Below are 17294 nucleotides of genomic sequence, written 5' to 3'. Positions count from 1 at the left end.
ATACCTAGTATTCATTGGAATAGGTAAAAGCCAACAGGGTATACCCTGTTGGTCTTTTATTATCTTTAATTAATATGAATAATTAATTTGTACTCAAACTCTTTTTGTCTATCCAACCTCTTAAATCTGGACTATAAAAATAAGAACCTGCATCTTGAGTAATACTTACATAGTTATTTGCATAGCTATTAGCTCTTCCAATATTCTTAAACCCTTTTTGCCCCCAAGGCAATGTATCAATAGTCATGTTAGTATCTAAAACTGTTAAATGATTTCTTTTCTCTCTCATTATCCATTTTTTATTGGTTGTAACATTTGTACTCTTAATTGCATCTACTTGCCTTTGAACATTTACATTAAAAGCTTTTTTGTCAATCCATCCTAAATTAGGCACAAAATAATATGATCCACTCCGAGCGTTTATGATAACTGACTGATTAATATGATCTTTTGTATAGCCAATATGTTGAATTCCCGCTTGCCAGGGAATGTAATCAATGGAATATCCACTTTTTTCAATCTTTGCTTGAACATTTGTCGCTATCACTTCAGTTAATGCTTTTTTATCGACCCATCCTCGCAGTTCATCACAATAAACATACGGTGCAGCTTCTTGTGTCGCAGTAACTACCCATCCTGCAAACTTTCCTGAAGTATTTATTCTTTCAGATCCGAGTCGCCCTGCCGGAAGAGTATTAATCGTTTCCGTATTTGTATTTACCATCATTGTTTTGTTGATTTCAGTTATTGTCATTGGGTTTTCATTCTCGTCGACATAGTTACCTTGTTGAAAATTATACCATGTCCTATACCATTCATATTGGTAGGGACCTAACGTCATGTATGGCGATTTACTAGAAACAATAAACGTATCTTCCCACCATGGATTCCAATAATGATAGAAAGGATTATACGGTCCCATAGCCCCAGGTTTAGCTGCAGTATAACCCATCAATACAATGGCATGTCCATTGGCTGTGTCTGCTTTTAAATCCGTTATAATTGGACGATTGTTGTCTATTTCATTTTTTATTTTGTCAAAAGTAATAGTATTCGTTTCAAACCTAATATTTTTGTTGAATGCTTTTTTTACATAATTTATCGCAGGTCCTATACTAGTATTAATAACCCAATCAATAGAAGATTTTTCCTCTTCTGTTGCATTTGGAAAAGATTGATCAATTATTTTTTTTGCTGAAGTAATCTCTGCATTTGCTTGATTATTTATAACAGCAGCTAATGCATAATATTCACACCATGGTTTTTCTCCTTGTGTTTCATATACCGTCCAAGGTAACACATTACTTTCAAATTCAACAGAAGCTCGTTTCACGCGTAAATTAGGTTTTGCACTTGCTTCAGTTATATCATAGACAACAGAATCAATACTACCTGTATTTGTTGGAGAACTCGCAAGAGAGTCTACATACAGTAACGGCTTTTTCTGCCCTTGGTAATCATAAAAAATATTTTGACTAACTCCAAATAAAGCAATAGGTAGGCTTTGATCCGTTGCATGTGTGTTACTTAATTCTTCTAATTTAGTCGCCAACATTTTCGATAAAATAAAACTATCAGCATTCAGTCCATCAGACGAATCTAGCTGAAGCATATACGCAATTCTTTTTTCCTGATTACTAATAATAGGGAAATTATACTTAATGCTTTCTGGATAACTAATTGTAAAAGGTTTTCCTAGATAGTAATCAGAAACACTTCCATTTTCAGGATAAATCATATTAGTTAAATATTCTTCCCAATGTTGCGAAGCTAAAGTTGTTATTTCTACAGGAATCTTCTCTGTCTTTACGTATAGTGACGTGGCTTCTGAATTTCGTGGAAAACCAACAATCCCTAAAATAAGTAATCCTAACAGAAATATTAATAGTTTAATTCTCTTTAAAATTTTCATTTTTACCCCTCTTTATTTATAAAAACCATATAAAGTTTTATCCCACTTAAATGTAACATTTGCTGACGGATCTATTGTACTTTCATTCATTAGTAAGAAAATTTCATTTTTGGTTGCATCATTAATAAATCCTTTACCATGATTTAAGCTTTTATACATATACATGATCATTGATGGCTGATTTGGAAATGAAATTTTTTGATACCCATAAACAAGAACTGCCGTTTCTTGCTCAATCCAATAATCACCGTTAGCTGTCAGAAAGGCAATCACAGGACGTTTATTAGATAACTCTTCTTTCAATAGGTTTGTGTCTAAACTTCCATTTACTATTTTAGTGTTGTAATTTTGGCTATGCAGAAATTCATTTTCTTGTTCTAAATTAGCTGTAACGGATTTTAACTGACTTTCTGTGTAGTAAGGATAAACATATTTAAGTAAGTGGTTGACTTTTCTATCCGTTGATTTTTCTACAAAATTTAGTGCTTCAATTACCGATTCTGGTGTTGCTTGCATGGTAAATTTTTTTTGGTAGGGTTCATTAAACTCTTGAATTATTGTAGTTTCTACTTCAGGTGCAACTGGCTGGTTAGAGTCTGCACTAGCTTTTGTGTCAAAAATAAATAAAAAACTAATTATACAGCTTAAAGATATAAACATTTTATTTTTCAAAAAAACACTCCCTTTTTGCATAATGCCAAACCTATTGCCCACAATAACATAGCTAATCTGTTACTGTGGGCAATAACTTATTTGTTATTTTCCAAGACAAAATAACTGATAATTGGTGAAAAAATTTAAAAGACCAATCTACTACATCCCTCTCTCTAATAAGTTATAAAAAAGAGAAAAAAGCAAGTATAGTTATTAAGACTAGAAAAGTAGCATCCTGCTTCTTATTATATGTGTTAATTTCTTTATTAGTAACGCATAGGATTTCTGTAAAAATCATTCTGATACCTGCTTAAATATAGATATTAAATCAATGTAAGCACCAATCTACTTACTATCTTTTCCAATAAAATAGCTCAAAATAGGTACAGACACATAAAAAATTAATGGACTATAATATTTTGATTGATTAGTAAAAATATACATAAAAATAACTAGAGCTATTATTAAAATAAGAAAAAATATATTTCTTACTTTTTTATGCATATGCGTTGATTCCCATATTTGTAATATCTAAAGTTTCCGTTATCGTAATTCTCGCTCCAGCTTTAGTATCTCCATCTTTTTCATGATCTCTCATAATACCATTAGCAGTAGCAAAACGATAAGAAGCATAAGATCCTAATGCTACAACGACTGCAGCTAATCCCGCAGTTGCTCCAGTTGCAATACCCATAGCGCCAGCAATTGCAGCAGCAATACCCCCAGATCCACCTGAAGCCCCTTCCATTAATCCTAATTTAGCAAACAAATCAGCCAACTTATTAATCCCTGCCTGATTATAAGCATAGAAATTCAATCCCCCATTAACTATTCTAAGCTCTGTAGAAGGTCGTGCATTTCTTAAAACAGGCATATCCGGACTGATAGCATCAGCAAAATTGACTGTGGCTCCTTCATATTGGCTTAAAAGGCGATTTACTTCATCCAATTTTTCAGCAGGTGTCATATTTTCCATTTTCTTCAGTTGATTGTCGACTACTTTTTCTATTTCATTTACTTTTTGATTATAAGATTCGCTAGCATACACCGAACCACCAGTACTTATAAAAGGAAATAGAGCAAGGGCCAGCATTGCGAAAAAGCAGATTGTTTTTGATTTTTTAAACATTTAATTACCCCCAATTTTTAATTGTTAATGATTATATTGTTATACAAAAACCCAATTTAAGTTATCATAAATATATAACCCCTTTAATTAATACTTGCAAATATAGTTTACCTCTCATTTTAAATAATTGCAACCGGTTTCGATATTTATTAGTGCAAAAAGAGTAACCCTATTGAAATTATTCTTTTCATATGTTATACAATGATTGTAGGAAGCACAAATCACTTCTTTACAAATCTATCTCTTTTGCCAGTCGGCGGAAAACGACTGGCTATTTATCTGGTAACAAAAAAAGCAATCAGTGGTCGATTGCTTTTTTCCATTATCATAATGTAATTTTATTATTTATCTCCTCTTAATTGCTTGTAGTGAGCCGATTCTAATTCATCCGCTGTTTGCCTTAACCATTGAATTAATCCCGATGTATCAAAGGTTAAAGCTACTTTTTTCGTTCTACTTCCCTCATGTGTTCCTTTTTTACTAAGTAGAATAGTACTTGGCCATTCTACTGGTACATCAGGAGTAGCAATTACAATTGAGCCGTTGTAACTTCTTTCTTCATTTATTGAGTTCAGTTCTGATTTCATTACTTTGTATCTCCTTTCATTTTGAATTTCATTCCTTCATTGAAGCATGGTTAATTAAATATTCATACGTAATCCTATTTCTAAAAGTTCCATCACCAATGTACATTTGAAATCTTTCAACTTCTCCTCCATCTTCAATTTCTTCAAACATAATTTTAAATAACTGGCGCTTCTCTCTAATCGTTTCATCAAGTATCTGTAGTTCAGCAATCAATCTATGAGTAACCAACTCTCCTTTAAACGATCGAACGATTTTTCCTTTTCTGTTGTATTTTACTCTAATACACTTCTCTTTATTTTCCATACTCATCATTCTCCTTTTTAATGCTGCATGTAACCTTTGTGTAGCTACCTCTACTTTTTTCATACATAGTGTGGCAGTTACTACAAACAAACGTCTCATACATGCCAATAACTCGGTCTGCTTGACGACCACAATCACAATCAATCGTATAAACTAAATTACCTTTGTTCCAACGTGTGATTTCAATTCCGTGTGAGTCATACTCTTTTCTGATTTTCAATAAACTTCTCCTCCTCTGTGCTAAACTTTTTAAAGGTTCCAGTCGGGCAAAATAGCCCAACTGTCACCAAAATCTTTTGTTTTTTATGCTGTACGTAAAATGCTGCCACTTATTGGTTCAAATTGAATCATTCCAAATTCTGAAAACGAAGGTTGATTCGTGTTGACTACATAGACATACTGTCTGTAAGACTCTAAATCTCTGTGGCAATAAAGCCAATCGCTAGTATCACATCCAACGTAGAATAATGATAAAAATCTCTGGCCATCTACTGTCTTAGTCTCAGTTACGTAATACACTAAAAACCCATACTTTTTTTCTACTTCCTTTACAATCACTTCTATCTCTTCCGTCAATAAAGCATTCTCTCCAGGAAAACAATTGCTAGTATAGTGACACTTATCTTTTTCTATAAATTGATCAATGGTAGAATTTGCAATATCTAAAATCATCATTCTGTACCATGCTTCTTTTTTCAATGCTTCACTTGCCCCTACAGTGTTACTTAATTTTTTCATATCTGTTCCTCCAAAATCTTTGTTTTTTTTAAGTTTTGTTACTGTTTTTTGGTTATTTACAATAAATGTATTAATCATTTTTTGAGTGATTATTTCTGGAATAAATCCTTGCTTAATAAACAATAATTGTTCAATTTCTTCACGCCGTCTGTTCGCCATTTTTAAGTTCTGCTTATCGAGTCTGTCCTTTTTTTGGTATACCTTTTCTTTTAATCTTCGTTGTTCTTTTCTTAAAACACTCAAAGCAATTGTTAATTCAGACGTGTTGAACGATTCCAACTCCTTTTTCCTTGTGTATTGATAAAAACATGGGTCATTTATTGGCACAAACAATTTAATATCCATGCTACGTCCACCTCCCTGCTAAATTTTTCCAATAATAAGATTTTGATTTTTTTCTTTTTGCACGTAGTTTATTTTTTATGATTTTTAAGTGTTGGGTGCGCAGCTAACAGACACCAGGCACAAAGAAATAACAAGGGCAAGCGTAGCTTGTGCATTTTACCCTTGTTATTTCGACTGCAAGGTGTATGATTCCAAGTACTCAACACGAATCTTAAAAAATTGTTGTGCATGAAGAAATGGGTTAAAATGGTTTGATTATTGTTTTTTCCAGGGAGCGAACAACGTTCGTTACCTGGAACTTACTCTGCGGAATGTTTCCTTGTGATCCACAAGGAACAAGAATTTTCAATTTGCCGGCACGTTAAGCGAGATACGAGTAGTAGAGGTAAACGTTCCATATTCTGTAGGAATATGAGGAGAACGTTTTATTGAAAAATCTTGAATATAGCAGCCAAAAAGGTTGGCTTTGTAGCAAGGGCTACTGCACCGTAGCGGAACAACCTTTTTCTACTTTATTTCTTTACTTAATCTCTTATGGTTTGTTCATTAACTTATCTATGTAAAAAGAGGAAGAGCATTGAATGAAACGTTCAATGCTCTTCCTCTTTCTTATTCTCTAAATCCTTTGGGCGTTACATAGCCTTCTAGGCTCCAGATTCCTATTTTCTTTTGTTTCGCTTGTTCTTGTGCTTCATTTAATTCATTTAAATAGTTACTTTTGGTACGATTTGTGTAGGCAACACGTACCAGTCCTTCTTCTACTAATATTTTTTGAACTAGCTGACCGTCTGCAAAAATAAACGCTAAAGAACGGCCATACTTATCTTCTTCGTTACCAGGTTCTTTTTCTATTTCTATTTTTGAAGCATTCGTAAGTATTTCTTTCGTACGATCACTCGCCTCTTTTCCATATGGCTGAATTGGCGTGTTGGGTTTTACCGATTCAGGCGTATCGATCAATAGATATCGAACCCGTTTCGTTTTCCCATTTACTGAAAAATCACTTGTATCACCGGCTACATTTTTGACTAGAGTCACTTGCTGTTTGTCGTTATGCGACGGCTGCTTTTCGCTTGTTGTGTTTGAACAACTCGCTAAAAACATTGAAACGACTAAAGTAAGCCATATCATAAACTGTTTAGCGTATTTTTTATTTTTTTTTCATACGTTTAAATCCTCATTTATCGGTCTATGTCTCTTTTTCTAAGTTGAGACTTAATTTTATAAGTTTTCGCACGATCAATTTGTTTTTCTTCAATTGGTTCTCGTAACGCGTGTTCTCTCTCTTTTTTTGAAGGAAGCGTACTTAATAATCGTTTAAATGCTTCATTTTCTAATTCAGGGGTTTTAGCCTGATAATACCGCATCAAATTTGTAGTGAAATCAACACGATCTAAATCATTGAACGGCAAAGTTAAATAGTTTTCATTTTCAAAAGTATTCATTGCTGCATTTGCTGCGATTAATGCCGTTCGTTTATTTCCATCTTGGAAAGGCTGTAACTTAGAAATACGTGCAAATACACGCCACGCATCCTCTTCTGTTTTCTCTGAAGCTTCAAAATCATTTACAATGTTATCTAAATCTGCGCGACTAATAACTTCAGGTGGAAAATAAGCGTCTTGACTCGCTTCATCGATAATGATCGCAATCTGATCATCCGAATTGTAATACGCATTTCTTAAATGACCTGGCATATTTGGCTGTTCATTAGAAGTTGAATCAAATTGTTTATTAATTGCAATGATTCCTTCTGTGCTAAATCCTATTTCTTTTACTGCATCGATTCCTTTTAGAGTATCAGTAAAAATGGCAATATCATCTTGGTTCTGACGAAGAGGCTTTACTGATTTCTGATCCAACGCTTTTTTTGTCTGAAGAACGGTACTTCCGTAGTTGTTTAAACTACCTAAAGAAGTAATAAATTTTGCTAACGCTGTATTATCCATGATTTTCACCTACTTTTTATGCTTAATATTTTCAACTGCCTTTTTGTCTTGTGGACGTAAGCCAATGAGCAGCTCTTCTTTTCGTTGCTTAACACTAGCTTTATACTTTTCTCTGAGTGAAGATTTTTTATCCATCAGTAACTCCCTTTCTAAAACAATTCATCAATTGAAGGAACTGGTTCTTCTATTTTTAAACTTTGTACAAACTCATCTTTTAAAATTTCCTCTATCTCTAACATTTTACTATAACGACGTTTTGCTACATCTAAAATGTTTCCGCTTTGATCAAATTCAATTTGGTGCATTCGTTCTGTTTCTTCATTCGTCATGTACGCATTCTTTGCTTCAATCCAATTGCCCAATTCCTCTGTCATACCTAACTCACAATACTTGGTCGGATTGTATTCACGTAAAGCATTAAATACATACTTTGAATATTTCCCCATTAGTTTATCTGGATCAACGTACTCTTCTTTATCTGCTAAACCTCTATAATAGTTATCGATTGCTTCTCTCAGCCCTTGATTCATGCCTTTTTCCTCACTTTCGTGTAATGGTAAATGTTGTGCCAACGAATATCCTTGTTCAAATCCTCTCAAATAGGCACTATTTTTTGATTCTTTACTTCTTAATTTTTTTTCTAACAACTGATAAACACTTGTATCATAAATCTCGTATCCTTCTTTTTTACTTGTCAATTCAGCTTTTAATACACCAGTACGGCACCAACGACGAATTACTTGCTCGCTCGTTGAAATGCCATACTGTTGAAATATTTTCAAAACATCTTTAATAGTTAGCATATCTTTACCCCTCTTTAATGTTACATTTAGAAAAATAGTAACGTTACTCTTTTCTAAAAAGTAACACTAAAAAAAGTAAAAGTCAATGATTATCTATCAAAACCGTATTCATTTCTTTGTGCTTTTTGCTGCTTTAATTTTTCTTTATTTTGTATCTCTTCGCCTTTATCTATTTCTGGAGATAAAGCAATGTTGATTTCTGCTTGTTTTTCAAGTAACTGTATTAATTTTTCTTCTTGTTCAAATGGTTGATTATGCTGCGCTTTGTATTGCTCTTTTTGGTGAGCTAACTCAGCCAGTTCATTTTCTTTATTCTTCAATCGACGTTCTGGATCGATATTCTCCATTCGTTGAACGGTTCCTATCGGACTCGTTAAACTTAGGCTTGTTCCGTAACTATGATTTCCTTCTAAATACAGACTGTACGTTGCCAACGAGCTTTTACGAATCGTAACATCAAACCCCTGGTATTTACCGACTGTAACTTCTTTAATAGTGGGATTTTTTAATACTTTTACTTGTTCATGAATGTATTCACCTGCCTGTTTTTTGTCGGTAAATGTTAGAGTGTCTGTCGTAAATTGAAATTCATCCGTTGTTTCATCTTTGATACGGTCCATGTCTTTGGTAATGTTAGCTACTTCAAGTTTTAATTGCTTTTCTCTTTGCGGTAATTCTTCGTTTAACGCTTTGTTAATCGTTACCTGTTGTTCTTGCCAACTTGTTTTAAGAATACGTAATTTAGTAACCTCATTATCGATAGTCATTTTTTCTGCAATTAATGGATTGTTTGTAGCGATTGCTTTCACCTCAGCTGCACTTAAAACTGTTTCATCGAGATCATCACACGAACGAGAAATACTTTTATTATTCATGATTTGAGTAATGTATCTCAATTTTTGCTCTTGAATTTGCCAAAGGTAAGCATCAAATGTACCTTCAGTTACATAGTAATGAATGCTTACTTCTTTATTTTCATTTCCTTGTCTCACAATACGACCATCACGCTGAGTGAGGTCACTTGGACGCCACGGACAATCCAAATGGTGTGCAGCAATCAATTTGTTTTGTACATTTGTTCCTGTTCCAACCTTATTTGTACTTCCTAATAACACGCGTACTTGGCCATTTCGAACTTTCTCAAAGAGTAATTCACGCTGTTTTTCATTTTTAGCATCATGAATGAAAGCAATTTCTTCTTTGGGAACACCTTTTTTCATGAGTTGATCTTTTATTTCATCGTAGACATTAAAATGGCCCTTTTTAGGCGTTCCAGAATCACAAAAAATCATTTGTGTGCTTCGCTTGTTCGTCGTCTCCTGGTAAATATCAAATACATTTTGAACACAAGCTTGGACTTTACTCGAATCAGTTTCGCTAAAGGCTTCATCCAACAAGCGCATGTCTAGTGACATGAGCTTTGCTTCATGCGTTAATTTCAACATGTTGTCATTACTTGGATCAACCAACCCATTTCTTATACGTTCTGCCCTAACACTGAATTCTTCCATCATTTCTTGTTGTTTTTCTGTCGGATAAGTTAAAACAATGTTAGGCTTTCCACCTTTAATGTTTGGCACTGGCAGATCTAGCATGTCTGCTGTTTGAATATCTGCAATCATTGAAAAAGCAGTCATTAGCTCTGGTACATTGTGAAACTTTGCAAAGCGATTTTTTACTCGATAACCACTGCCTTCAGGAGTAATCTCCATTGTAGAAGTAATTTCTCCAAACATATTTGCCCAATCGTCAAAGCTGTATATGCCTGATTTCTCTAAAACATCTGGTTGTAAGTATTTTTGCATCGTATACAATTCACTCATACTGTTAGAAATAGGCGTTCCTGTCGCAAATACTACTCCTGTGTTGTCATTATTTTCGTAAATGTACTGAACTTTCATGTACATGTCCATAGCACGTTGGGAGTTAGAGTTGTTTACACCAGCAACGTTTGATAATTTCGTGTAATTAAATAGATTTTTGTAATAATGCGCTTCGTCAACAAACAAAAAGTCTACTCCTAATTCTTCAAATGTTAAAAGTTCATCTTTGTCCTTACTGTTGATTAAATTGGTCATACGTTCTCTTAAACGTTTTTCCATCCGTTTCATGTCTTTAAACGACCATGAGTCACCATTTGACTGTTTTTGGCGATCAATTGCTTCTGTAATAACATTAATTTCTTCTCTTAGTTTTCTTACTTGGAATTCTTTAGATAGAGAAATTTTTTCAAACTGTGTTTGGCCAATAATGATAGCGTCATAGTTTCCTGTAGCAATTTTTGATACAAAATTCTTCCGGTTATTTTTTTCAAAATCTTTCTTAGTTGTTGCTAAAACTTTCTTATCGGGGAAGAACCTCAAAAGTTCCTGGGCATATTCCGCCGTTAAATGGTTAGGAACAACGTGCATCGGCTTGTTTACAAGGCCTTTTTCTTTCAACAACATACCAGAAGTAATCATCGTTAACGTTTTTCCTGAGCCAACAACATGGCCATACAATCCACGTTTTTCGATTAACGTTCGTAAGACAGCATTTTTTTGGTGTGGTCGTAATTCGTAGTTTTTATTTAACCCTTTAATTTCTAAAAAAGACCCATCGTACTGTCTAGGAACATAACGGTTAAAACGATCATTGTATCGTTGTACAACAAGCTCAGACCTTTCTGGATTTGAAGCAATCCAGTTGCTAAAGGTAGACTGTATAAGCGCTTGTTTTTCTCTTGCAAGCAATGTTTCTTTTTGATTCAATTCGTAACGTACATTTCCATCAGAATCTTCTACACGATCTTTTACTTCAGTAATTTTCATGTTTAAAGAATCTTCTAATAGTTTGTATGCGTTGGCTCGACTAGTTCCATACTTTTTCGTTGAAATTAGGCTTGTATCTGATCTTTTCCCTTTAATAAAATAGGCTTGTGTTATCGAGTTGTAGTCAAACTGGATAATGTCGTAATTAAAGTAGTAAGGTCTTGTCTCAAAGACTTCTTGTGCAAATGCTTTGTAATATTCACGTGGTATGATTGGTGAACCCAATTTAATATCTATATCTTTTAGACCAATTCGTTTTGGTTGAACGGTTTCTAAAGCTTCAACATTTTCTGGAAACTGTTCTTTAAATACCTGAGCTGTTTCAATTTTTGAAACAACATCTCCAGATAAATATTCTTCTCTGGTCACCCATCTTGGTTCTATTTCTTCGTCGTAAACGTCTAAGTCAACAAAAATAGCCCCTTGTAATTCTTCGATAATCTCATCTTTAGGCTTTCCATACAGTTCACTCATGTATTCCAATCGTACTTCTTCATACTTTGCTAATGATTGATACAGTGCATCGTGTGCAGTATCCACATGAGTAATTTCAACTTTTGGTACGATAGTTGCTTCTCTGAAAATATCTGCTTTTACGTAGCTACCATCTTTTTGCTTTATTTCTGTTGATAATAATAGTTGTAGCGAATCGTCTGCTCTAAATAGATTTTCATTTACTTTGTCGTGTAAATGTCCGTATTTACTAACAAAATCATCGTATCGTTCATTAAGAATACGCAAATGTTGATCAAACGTCTCTTGCTCATAGTTTGGCTTTTGTTGATACGCAATCACTCTACGTAATTGATCTCTGTATTTTATCATCCCTTCTATCCGGTCTTTTTTCTTTTGAGATAACTTATCGTGATTTATTAGACCTTCGGTCTCTTTAAAAAACAATTGATTATCAATCATCACAAAAGAAAAATTCGGTACATCGTCAACTTCAATATCAGCGACATCTATTATTTCAACATCAGAAATACTTAATTCTGCTTGTTCGTTTTCAATAATTTCTGAATTGATTTCTTTTACTGAATTTTCTTCAACATCCATCAAACGGTTCTCTAAGCTATTTGGAAGTTGACTTAGCGCTTCTTCCAGCTGATTTTGTAAAGTAACTTTCTTATTAGGAATAACAGTCATTGTTTTTCCTCTAAAGTTCTTAACATCAAGCTCCCCTAAAACCAAATGTTTATTTTCATTGAAGTAACGATTCATTACAACTGACTCATTATTTACGACTACTGAATTTGTGAATACCCATTCTGGCATAGCTGTATTTTCTAGCTCTTCTTCATTCTTAGGCTTTTTAAAGAACAAAATATCTGTTACCACCTCTGTTCCTGCAATGCGTTTAAACGCATTGTTAGGCAGTCTTATAGCACCTAATAGATCCGCTTGCTTTGCCCACGGACCTCGTATTTCGTTAGCTTGTTTATCTAACGTTCCGGAAGAAGAAATGACAGCCAGTATCCCATCATCTTTTAAAAGTTTTAAAGATTTTGAAATAAAATAATCATGAATTTGCATACCTTTTTTAAACATTTTTTTGTCTTTAATTTCAAAATTATCAAACGGAATATTTCCTACAATCAAATCAAAACTTTTTTCCTTTAATTGAACATCTTGAAATGGTTGAATAAACACATTTGCATCATCATGCAAATAACTGGCTATTTTACCTGTAATCGAATCAATTTCAACTCCAGTTAATGAAACATTATCTTTTAATTCTTGTGGCATAGCAGAAAAGAAATTGCCTGTTCCCATCGCAGGGTCTAAAACATTCCCTGATTGAAACCCCATAGCTTTTATTTTTTTGTAAATGCCCTCAACAATCATCGGATCTGTGTAGTAGGCTGTTAAAACAGATTCTTCCATTTGCTCATATTCTTCTTCAGTAACTAGCCTTTGTAGCTCTTCTCTAATCGTTTTGTAGGATTCATTTTCTCTTCGGTAGTCAAATACTTCAGACAAGCCGCCCCATCCTACATATTTACTTAAAACAAATTTTTCTTCCTGAGTTGGTGTACGTTCTTCGTTTTCTAATTTTCTTAACAGACGAATAGCTTCAACGTTATCGTTAATTTTTTCTTTCTTAGTTTGTCCATATATTTCCTTATCAGGAAAATGAAAGCCTGCTGGTTGATATTCTTGTAAATTTGACAAAGTGTTTTCAGGTTCTTTTGACTCTTCTAAAATTTCTGGTGAAAACAACTCTTCTTGTGCATAATCATTAATAATTTCTTCGCTTTTACTTACTGACTGTTTTTCAACAGCTTCTGGGTTCTCTATTAATGAAGTTTCTTCTCTATCTCTTTTTTCCTTGATTTCTTTGTGTTTTTCTTCTAATCGATTTAAGGTGTAATTTACGACAACATTACTAGCCCTGACAGTGTTGATAAATTCAACCGGGTTCATGTTTTCAACTTCTGCATAGATTCTTGTAAAAGTTTCTTCTTGTGGTAAACCAAATTTTTGTAACAAAGTGTTCTCTGTTAGCAAAGCAACCAATTGTTCATACGCTACTTCTGTACCATCAACCTTCATTTCATCAATCATTTGTTGAGCATAAGAATAAATATCCTTATGAATTGTTTGATCACCATGATTTTCTGCTAGTAATACTAATAGCTCCTCTGACGTTATCGTCCAATTGTAGGTTTCTACTGGTTCACCAATAGTCTGTGTTATGTCAAAATAATAGTTTTGCTTACTGTTTTCGTTAGAAATATCTTTTAATGTGCGAATAGAACGAGCTTTGGCTTTTATAATTCGACCATGTTTATTCCAAATGTCAAAAGAAGCGACGTACGTCGCTTCTTTATTTTGGCTGTGAATAGATAAAATGTCGTTCATAGGATATTTGTACAAATACGTGTTCTGTCTTAAAAACGAATGCAATGATTCTTTTGATCGAGTGATACCGTAAACGGTCTTTTGAAACGCTTCTTGAATACTCTTTCCTGTCTTTATCATCGGTTACTTTTCCTCCATGTCAATTTATGCTTAAAAAGGTAAATCTTCATCATTGAAATTTATTGGCCGAGAAATACTAGCAAAAGGGTCGTCATCTGCTAATCGATTTTGCAAATTAGATTGTTTTCCAGGCTGTTCTTTAACCTCTGTATCTGCTTGTTCTTTAGGAAGGAATTCCATTTGTTGATATGTTTCGACTAAAATCTCAGTAACGTAAACTTGGTTACCTTCTTTATTCTGGTAAGATCGTTTTCTTAAAGGACCAGTTACACCAATTAACATTCCCTTTTTTGTGTTACGCTCCAGCGATTCCGCGGGTTTACCCCAGATAACACAGTCAATAAAGTCTGCTTCATATTCTCCATTAGCATTGGTGTAATTCCGTTGAGACGCTAATGTAAAAGAAGCGACCGCTTTATCGCTTTTTGTGTAATATAAATCAATATCCTTTGTCAAACGCCCTACTAAATTCGAGTTGTTTATCATAATTCATTCTCCATTCTTTATTGTATTTTCATGCGCACAAACACGCGTGTGATCATGCGCATGTTTGTGTTTATCGATCTAATTCTTGTGATTGTTGTTGTTCATACTTTAATTGTTTTCTCTTTCTTTCAAGAGCCTTTAACTGTTCTTTTTTTCTACGTTCCTTTGCTGCTACAGTTTCTATTTCTTGTTGTTTTTGCGTTTTTCTGTACTGATTCATTGTTTTACTCTCCTCTTTTGCTTACTATTTGCCAAAGTCAAAAACGACTAAATAATTATCAAGTTTTAAAGCAGCATCAAACAATCCTTTTTTTCCTTTAAACCCTTTCACCTTTTTGTTCGTTTTTCCCTGTTTTATAAGTTCTTTTAAAACTGTATCAGGTAGCTTTTTTTGTGCTAAAGTAAGCCAAATTTTAAAATCACATTCTTCATTTTGACAACTAGCTAATTTATTAAACTTCTTTACTTCTCCATGTTTGCATTTAGGACAAGTACCTAAGATTGATTTCTCTTCTATTTGCTTTTGCTCCTGTTCAAATGTTGAAAAATCAACACGTGCTATATCACTTGGTACGTTTTCTAACAAATGAAGGATAAATTTTTTGATATTCGCCAAAAAATGTTCCTGGGTTCCTTGTTTTTTCCCTATGCTTTTGAGAGAACTTTCCCATTTTGCTGTCATTTCTGCACTTGATAACAAGGGTTGTGCTTCTACAGATTTGCAAAGAAGTTTTCCTTTTTCCGTGACTGTTAATCTATTTTTCTGCGAGACAATATATTTTTTTTGCTTTAGTGTTTCGATAATGCTTGCACGTGTCGCTTCAGTTCCAATCCCTTCAACTTCCTTTAGAATTTTTATTGCCTCTTCATTATCAACCGTTTTGTTTGCGGTTTTCATGGCTGTCAATAAAGTCCCTTCCGTAAACGGTTTTGGTGGTTTTGTTTCTTTTTCTTGAAGTTGAATATCTGCTGTTACTGTTTCGCCTATCGATACCTTAGGTAAAGCAATATCCTTTTCTTGCGCTTCTTTGGTATCCTTGTCTGTTTCAAAAACTTTTTTCCATCCTTGTTTAACAGGTACTTTTCCAGTTGTTTTGAAGATAAGCTCTGATACTTTCGTTTCAATCGTAGTTTCCTCATATTCGTAATCGGATAAGAACATAGCTACAGTAGTTTTCAACACTAACTTGTAAATATTTTTTTGTAACGTCGTGAGACCTTCAAATTGATTGCTGCTAGGAACTTGTTTCGTTGGAATTATCGCATAATGCTCTTGCACTTTATTGCTATCAACATATCGTTTTCTTGGCTTGTCTTGAACCAAGGGTTCATCGATAGAAAGAAACGAGCAATAGTTTTGATAGTTTTCTTTTAAATACTGGAACTCTGAATCGGTGATATAAGGCGTATCTGTCCGAGGATAAGATAAAAGTTTTGCCTCATACAGTCCTTGCATAGCATTCAACGTTTCATTGGCCGTCGCTTGGTACATTTGGTTGACCTTGGATTGTAAACTACTCAAAGAAAATAAATGAGGACTCTTCGTATCCTTCTTCTCTTTTTCTACATTGGAAATAACTCCGTGTTCTTTTTTAGTAGACAGGCCATTTCGTGAAAGAAAGGCGGTAGCTGCTTCTTTTGTTTTGAAAGTTTGTAAAGGATTCAGACGTCCCTTAAATTGACCTTGATTTGTTAAAATCATTGCTTCAACGTCAAAATATGGTTCCTTTTTAAATTGTTCAATCGCTATTTGTCGTTGGTAAATCATGTAGAGCGTAGGGGTTTGCACTCGTCCTAATGAAAAAGTTTCACGTATTCCTTTTTTCTGCATTTCTAAACTGTAAAGTACACTGCCATTCATGCCCAACAACCAATCCGAAATTTGTCTGGTCTGCGCTTCAATGTAAAAGGGATAATAGTCCTCTGCAGGCTTTAATTGCTTGAACCCTTGGTAAATCACGTCTTTTTCTAAAGAGTTGATCCACAATCTTTTGTATGTTTTTGCCTTAGAAAAAGCACCGGCTTTTTTGATAATAGACCAGCCAATATTTTCCCCTTCCCTGTCACTATCCGTCGCTATGACAATGGTATCTGCTTGTTTTAAAAGTTTTGCGACGATGTTAAATTGCTTTTGCTTATCCTTCGGCACGTTAAACATAAATTGATTGGGGAAAATTGGAAGTGCATCGAGCGACCATTTTTTCCAACGTTCATCATAATAACCAGGTTCCGCTAATTCTACTAAATGACCAAAACCAAAAGTAATAAAGGTTTCTCCTGAAAAAAGTGGATCAGATATTTCAAAGTATCCTTCTTTTTTCTTACTCGCTTTGAATGATTGTGCATAAGCCAATGCTTGACTAGGCTTTTCTGCAAGAATAACTGTTTTCATTCTTCTATCCTCCTAAAAAAGGCAGTAGGGTTCAAAAACCTACTGCCTACAATATTTTTTATCTTTCAATGGCCATTTGTTGCGCGTGTTTTCGTTGAACATTTTGTTCTTTTGTTCTTTCAGGATTCGTTTGTTTGTTGTCGCTTGATTTTTCATAGGCGTCTTTGATAGCAGGCGCTGTTGATTCATACAAAAGACCCTTG

At 34.0% G+C, this 17294-nt stretch carries 15 protein-coding genes; all 15 read right to left on the bottom strand.

The annotated features are described in order from the left end of the window. Positions 1-82 precede the first annotated feature (82 nt). The 15 genes from IGJ41_RS13690 to topB all read right to left on the bottom strand — a co-directional run bounded on the left by IGJ41_RS13690 (position 83) and on the right by topB (position 17091). Positions 83-1912 carry a C47 family peptidase gene (locus IGJ41_RS13690; RefSeq protein WP_438714667.1) on the bottom strand — a complete coding sequence of 610 codons (1830 nt, stop codon included), beginning with the start codon at positions 1910-1912 and terminating at the stop codon, positions 83-85. A 12-nt stretch (positions 1913-1924) separates the two neighbouring features. Beyond that, positions 1925-2584, bottom strand: a complete 660-nt coding sequence (locus IGJ41_RS13685; protein ID WP_438714665.1) for a hypothetical protein — start codon at positions 2582-2584, stop codon at positions 1925-1927. Between the two features lie 478 nt (positions 2585-3062). Further along, positions 3063-3695, bottom strand: a complete 633-nt coding sequence (locus tag IGJ41_RS13680) for a hypothetical protein (protein ID WP_231433031.1) — start codon at positions 3693-3695, stop codon at positions 3063-3065. Between the two features lie 341 nt (positions 3696-4036). Next, entirely contained in the window at positions 4037-4282 is a 246-nt protein-coding gene (locus IGJ41_RS13675; protein ID WP_438714663.1) for a hypothetical protein, read from the bottom strand. Between the two features lie 28 nt (positions 4283-4310). Further along, positions 4311-4586, bottom strand: coding sequence for a hypothetical protein (locus IGJ41_RS13670; RefSeq protein WP_229233452.1), 276 nt, complete (start codon positions 4584-4586; stop codon positions 4311-4313). Continuing rightward, positions 4576-4806 carry a hypothetical protein gene (locus IGJ41_RS13665; RefSeq protein ID WP_025194462.1) on the bottom strand — a complete coding sequence of 77 codons (231 nt, stop codon included), beginning with the start codon at positions 4804-4806 and terminating at the stop codon, positions 4576-4578. The genes IGJ41_RS13670 and IGJ41_RS13665 overlap by 11 nt, the downstream gene beginning before the upstream one ends. 83 nt (positions 4807-4889) lie before the next feature. Further along, positions 4890-5324 (bottom strand): hypothetical protein, encoded by a 435-nt coding sequence (locus IGJ41_RS13660; RefSeq protein ID WP_438714792.1) that lies wholly within the window; start codon positions 5322-5324, stop codon positions 4890-4892. A gap of 954 nt (positions 5325-6278) precedes the next feature. After that, positions 6279-6773, bottom strand: a complete 495-nt coding sequence (locus tag IGJ41_RS13655; RefSeq protein WP_438714660.1) for a thermonuclease family protein — start codon at positions 6771-6773, stop codon at positions 6279-6281. Positions 6774-6850: 77 nt separating this feature from the next. After that, positions 6851-7618 carry a Fic family protein gene (locus IGJ41_RS13650; protein ID WP_010825650.1) on the bottom strand — a complete coding sequence of 256 codons (768 nt, stop codon included), beginning with the start codon at positions 7616-7618 and terminating at the stop codon, positions 6851-6853. 9 nt (positions 7619-7627) lie between these two features. Further along, positions 7628-7753 (bottom strand): hypothetical protein, encoded by a 126-nt coding sequence (locus IGJ41_RS13645; RefSeq protein WP_010825649.1) that lies wholly within the window; start codon positions 7751-7753, stop codon positions 7628-7630. Positions 7754-7767: 14 nt separating this feature from the next. After that, positions 7768-8421: a hypothetical protein gene (locus IGJ41_RS13640; protein WP_161324926.1), complete on the bottom strand. Its 654-nt coding sequence runs from the start codon at positions 8419-8421 to the stop codon at positions 7768-7770. A gap of 89 nt (positions 8422-8510) precedes the next feature. Continuing rightward, a complete protein-coding gene (locus IGJ41_RS13635; RefSeq protein ID WP_438714657.1) occupies positions 8511-14213 on the bottom strand; it encodes a helicase-related protein in 5703 nt (1900 codons plus the stop codon). 30 nt (positions 14214-14243) lie between these two features. Then, entirely contained in the window at positions 14244-14699 is a 456-nt protein-coding gene (gene ssb / locus IGJ41_RS13630; protein WP_438714655.1) for a single-stranded DNA-binding protein, read from the bottom strand. Positions 14700-14769: 70 nt separating this feature from the next. Beyond that, on the bottom strand, positions 14770-14919 hold the full coding sequence (locus IGJ41_RS13625) for a hypothetical protein (protein ID WP_010825645.1): 150 nt from the start codon (positions 14917-14919) through the stop codon (positions 14770-14772). 24 nt (positions 14920-14943) lie between these two features. Continuing rightward, positions 14944-17091: a DNA topoisomerase III gene (gene topB / locus IGJ41_RS13620; RefSeq protein WP_438714653.1), complete on the bottom strand. Its 2148-nt coding sequence runs from the start codon at positions 17089-17091 to the stop codon at positions 14944-14946. Positions 17092-17294 lie beyond the last annotated feature (203 nt).

Origin of the sequence: Enterococcus sp. DIV1537a (genome assembly GCF_051712085.1) — a bacterium.
Taxonomy (GTDB): domain Bacteria; phylum Bacillota; class Bacilli; order Lactobacillales; family Enterococcaceae; genus Enterococcus; species Enterococcus faecalis.
This window is presented reverse-complemented; position numbering and strand designations above follow the sequence as displayed.

Coding starts and splice junctions, on each gene's coding strand:
- IGJ41_RS13690 (WP_438714667.1), bottom strand. CDS start 1,912: ATGAAAATTTTAAAGAGAATTAAACTATTAATATTTCTGTTAGGATTA.
- IGJ41_RS13680 (WP_231433031.1), bottom strand. CDS start 3,695: ATGTTTAAAAAATCAAAAACAATCTGCTTTTTCGCAATGCTGGCCCTT.
- IGJ41_RS13675 (WP_438714663.1), bottom strand. CDS start 4,282: ATGAAATCAGAACTGAACTCAATAAATGAAGAAAGAAGTTACAACGGC.
- IGJ41_RS13670 (WP_229233452.1), bottom strand. CDS start 4,586: ATGGAAAATAAAGAGAAGTGTATTAGAGTAAAATACAACAGAAAAGGA.
- IGJ41_RS13660 (WP_438714792.1), bottom strand. CDS start 5,324: ATGAAAAAATTAAGTAACACTGTAGGGGCAAGTGAAGCATTGAAAAAA.
- IGJ41_RS13655 (WP_438714660.1), bottom strand. CDS start 6,773: ATGTTTTTAGCGAGTTGTTCAAACACAACAAGCGAAAAGCAGCCGTCG.
- IGJ41_RS13650 (WP_010825650.1), bottom strand. CDS start 7,618: ATGGATAATACAGCGTTAGCAAAATTTATTACTTCTTTAGGTAGTTTA.
- IGJ41_RS13645 (WP_010825649.1), bottom strand. CDS start 7,753: ATGGATAAAAAATCTTCACTCAGAGAAAAGTATAAAGCTAGTGTTAAG.
- IGJ41_RS13640 (WP_161324926.1), bottom strand. CDS start 8,421: ATGCTAACTATTAAAGATGTTTTGAAAATATTTCAACAGTATGGCATT.
- IGJ41_RS13635 (WP_438714657.1), bottom strand. CDS start 14,213: ATGATAAAGACAGGAAAGAGTATTCAAGAAGCGTTTCAAAAGACCGTT.
- ssb (WP_438714655.1), bottom strand. CDS start 14,699: ATGATAAACAACTCGAATTTAGTAGGGCGTTTGACAAAGGATATTGAT.
- IGJ41_RS13625 (WP_010825645.1), bottom strand. CDS start 14,919: ATGAATCAGTACAGAAAAACGCAAAAACAACAAGAAATAGAAACTGTA.
- topB (WP_438714653.1), bottom strand. CDS start 17,091: ATGAAAACAGTTATTCTTGCAGAAAAGCCTAGTCAAGCATTGGCTTAT.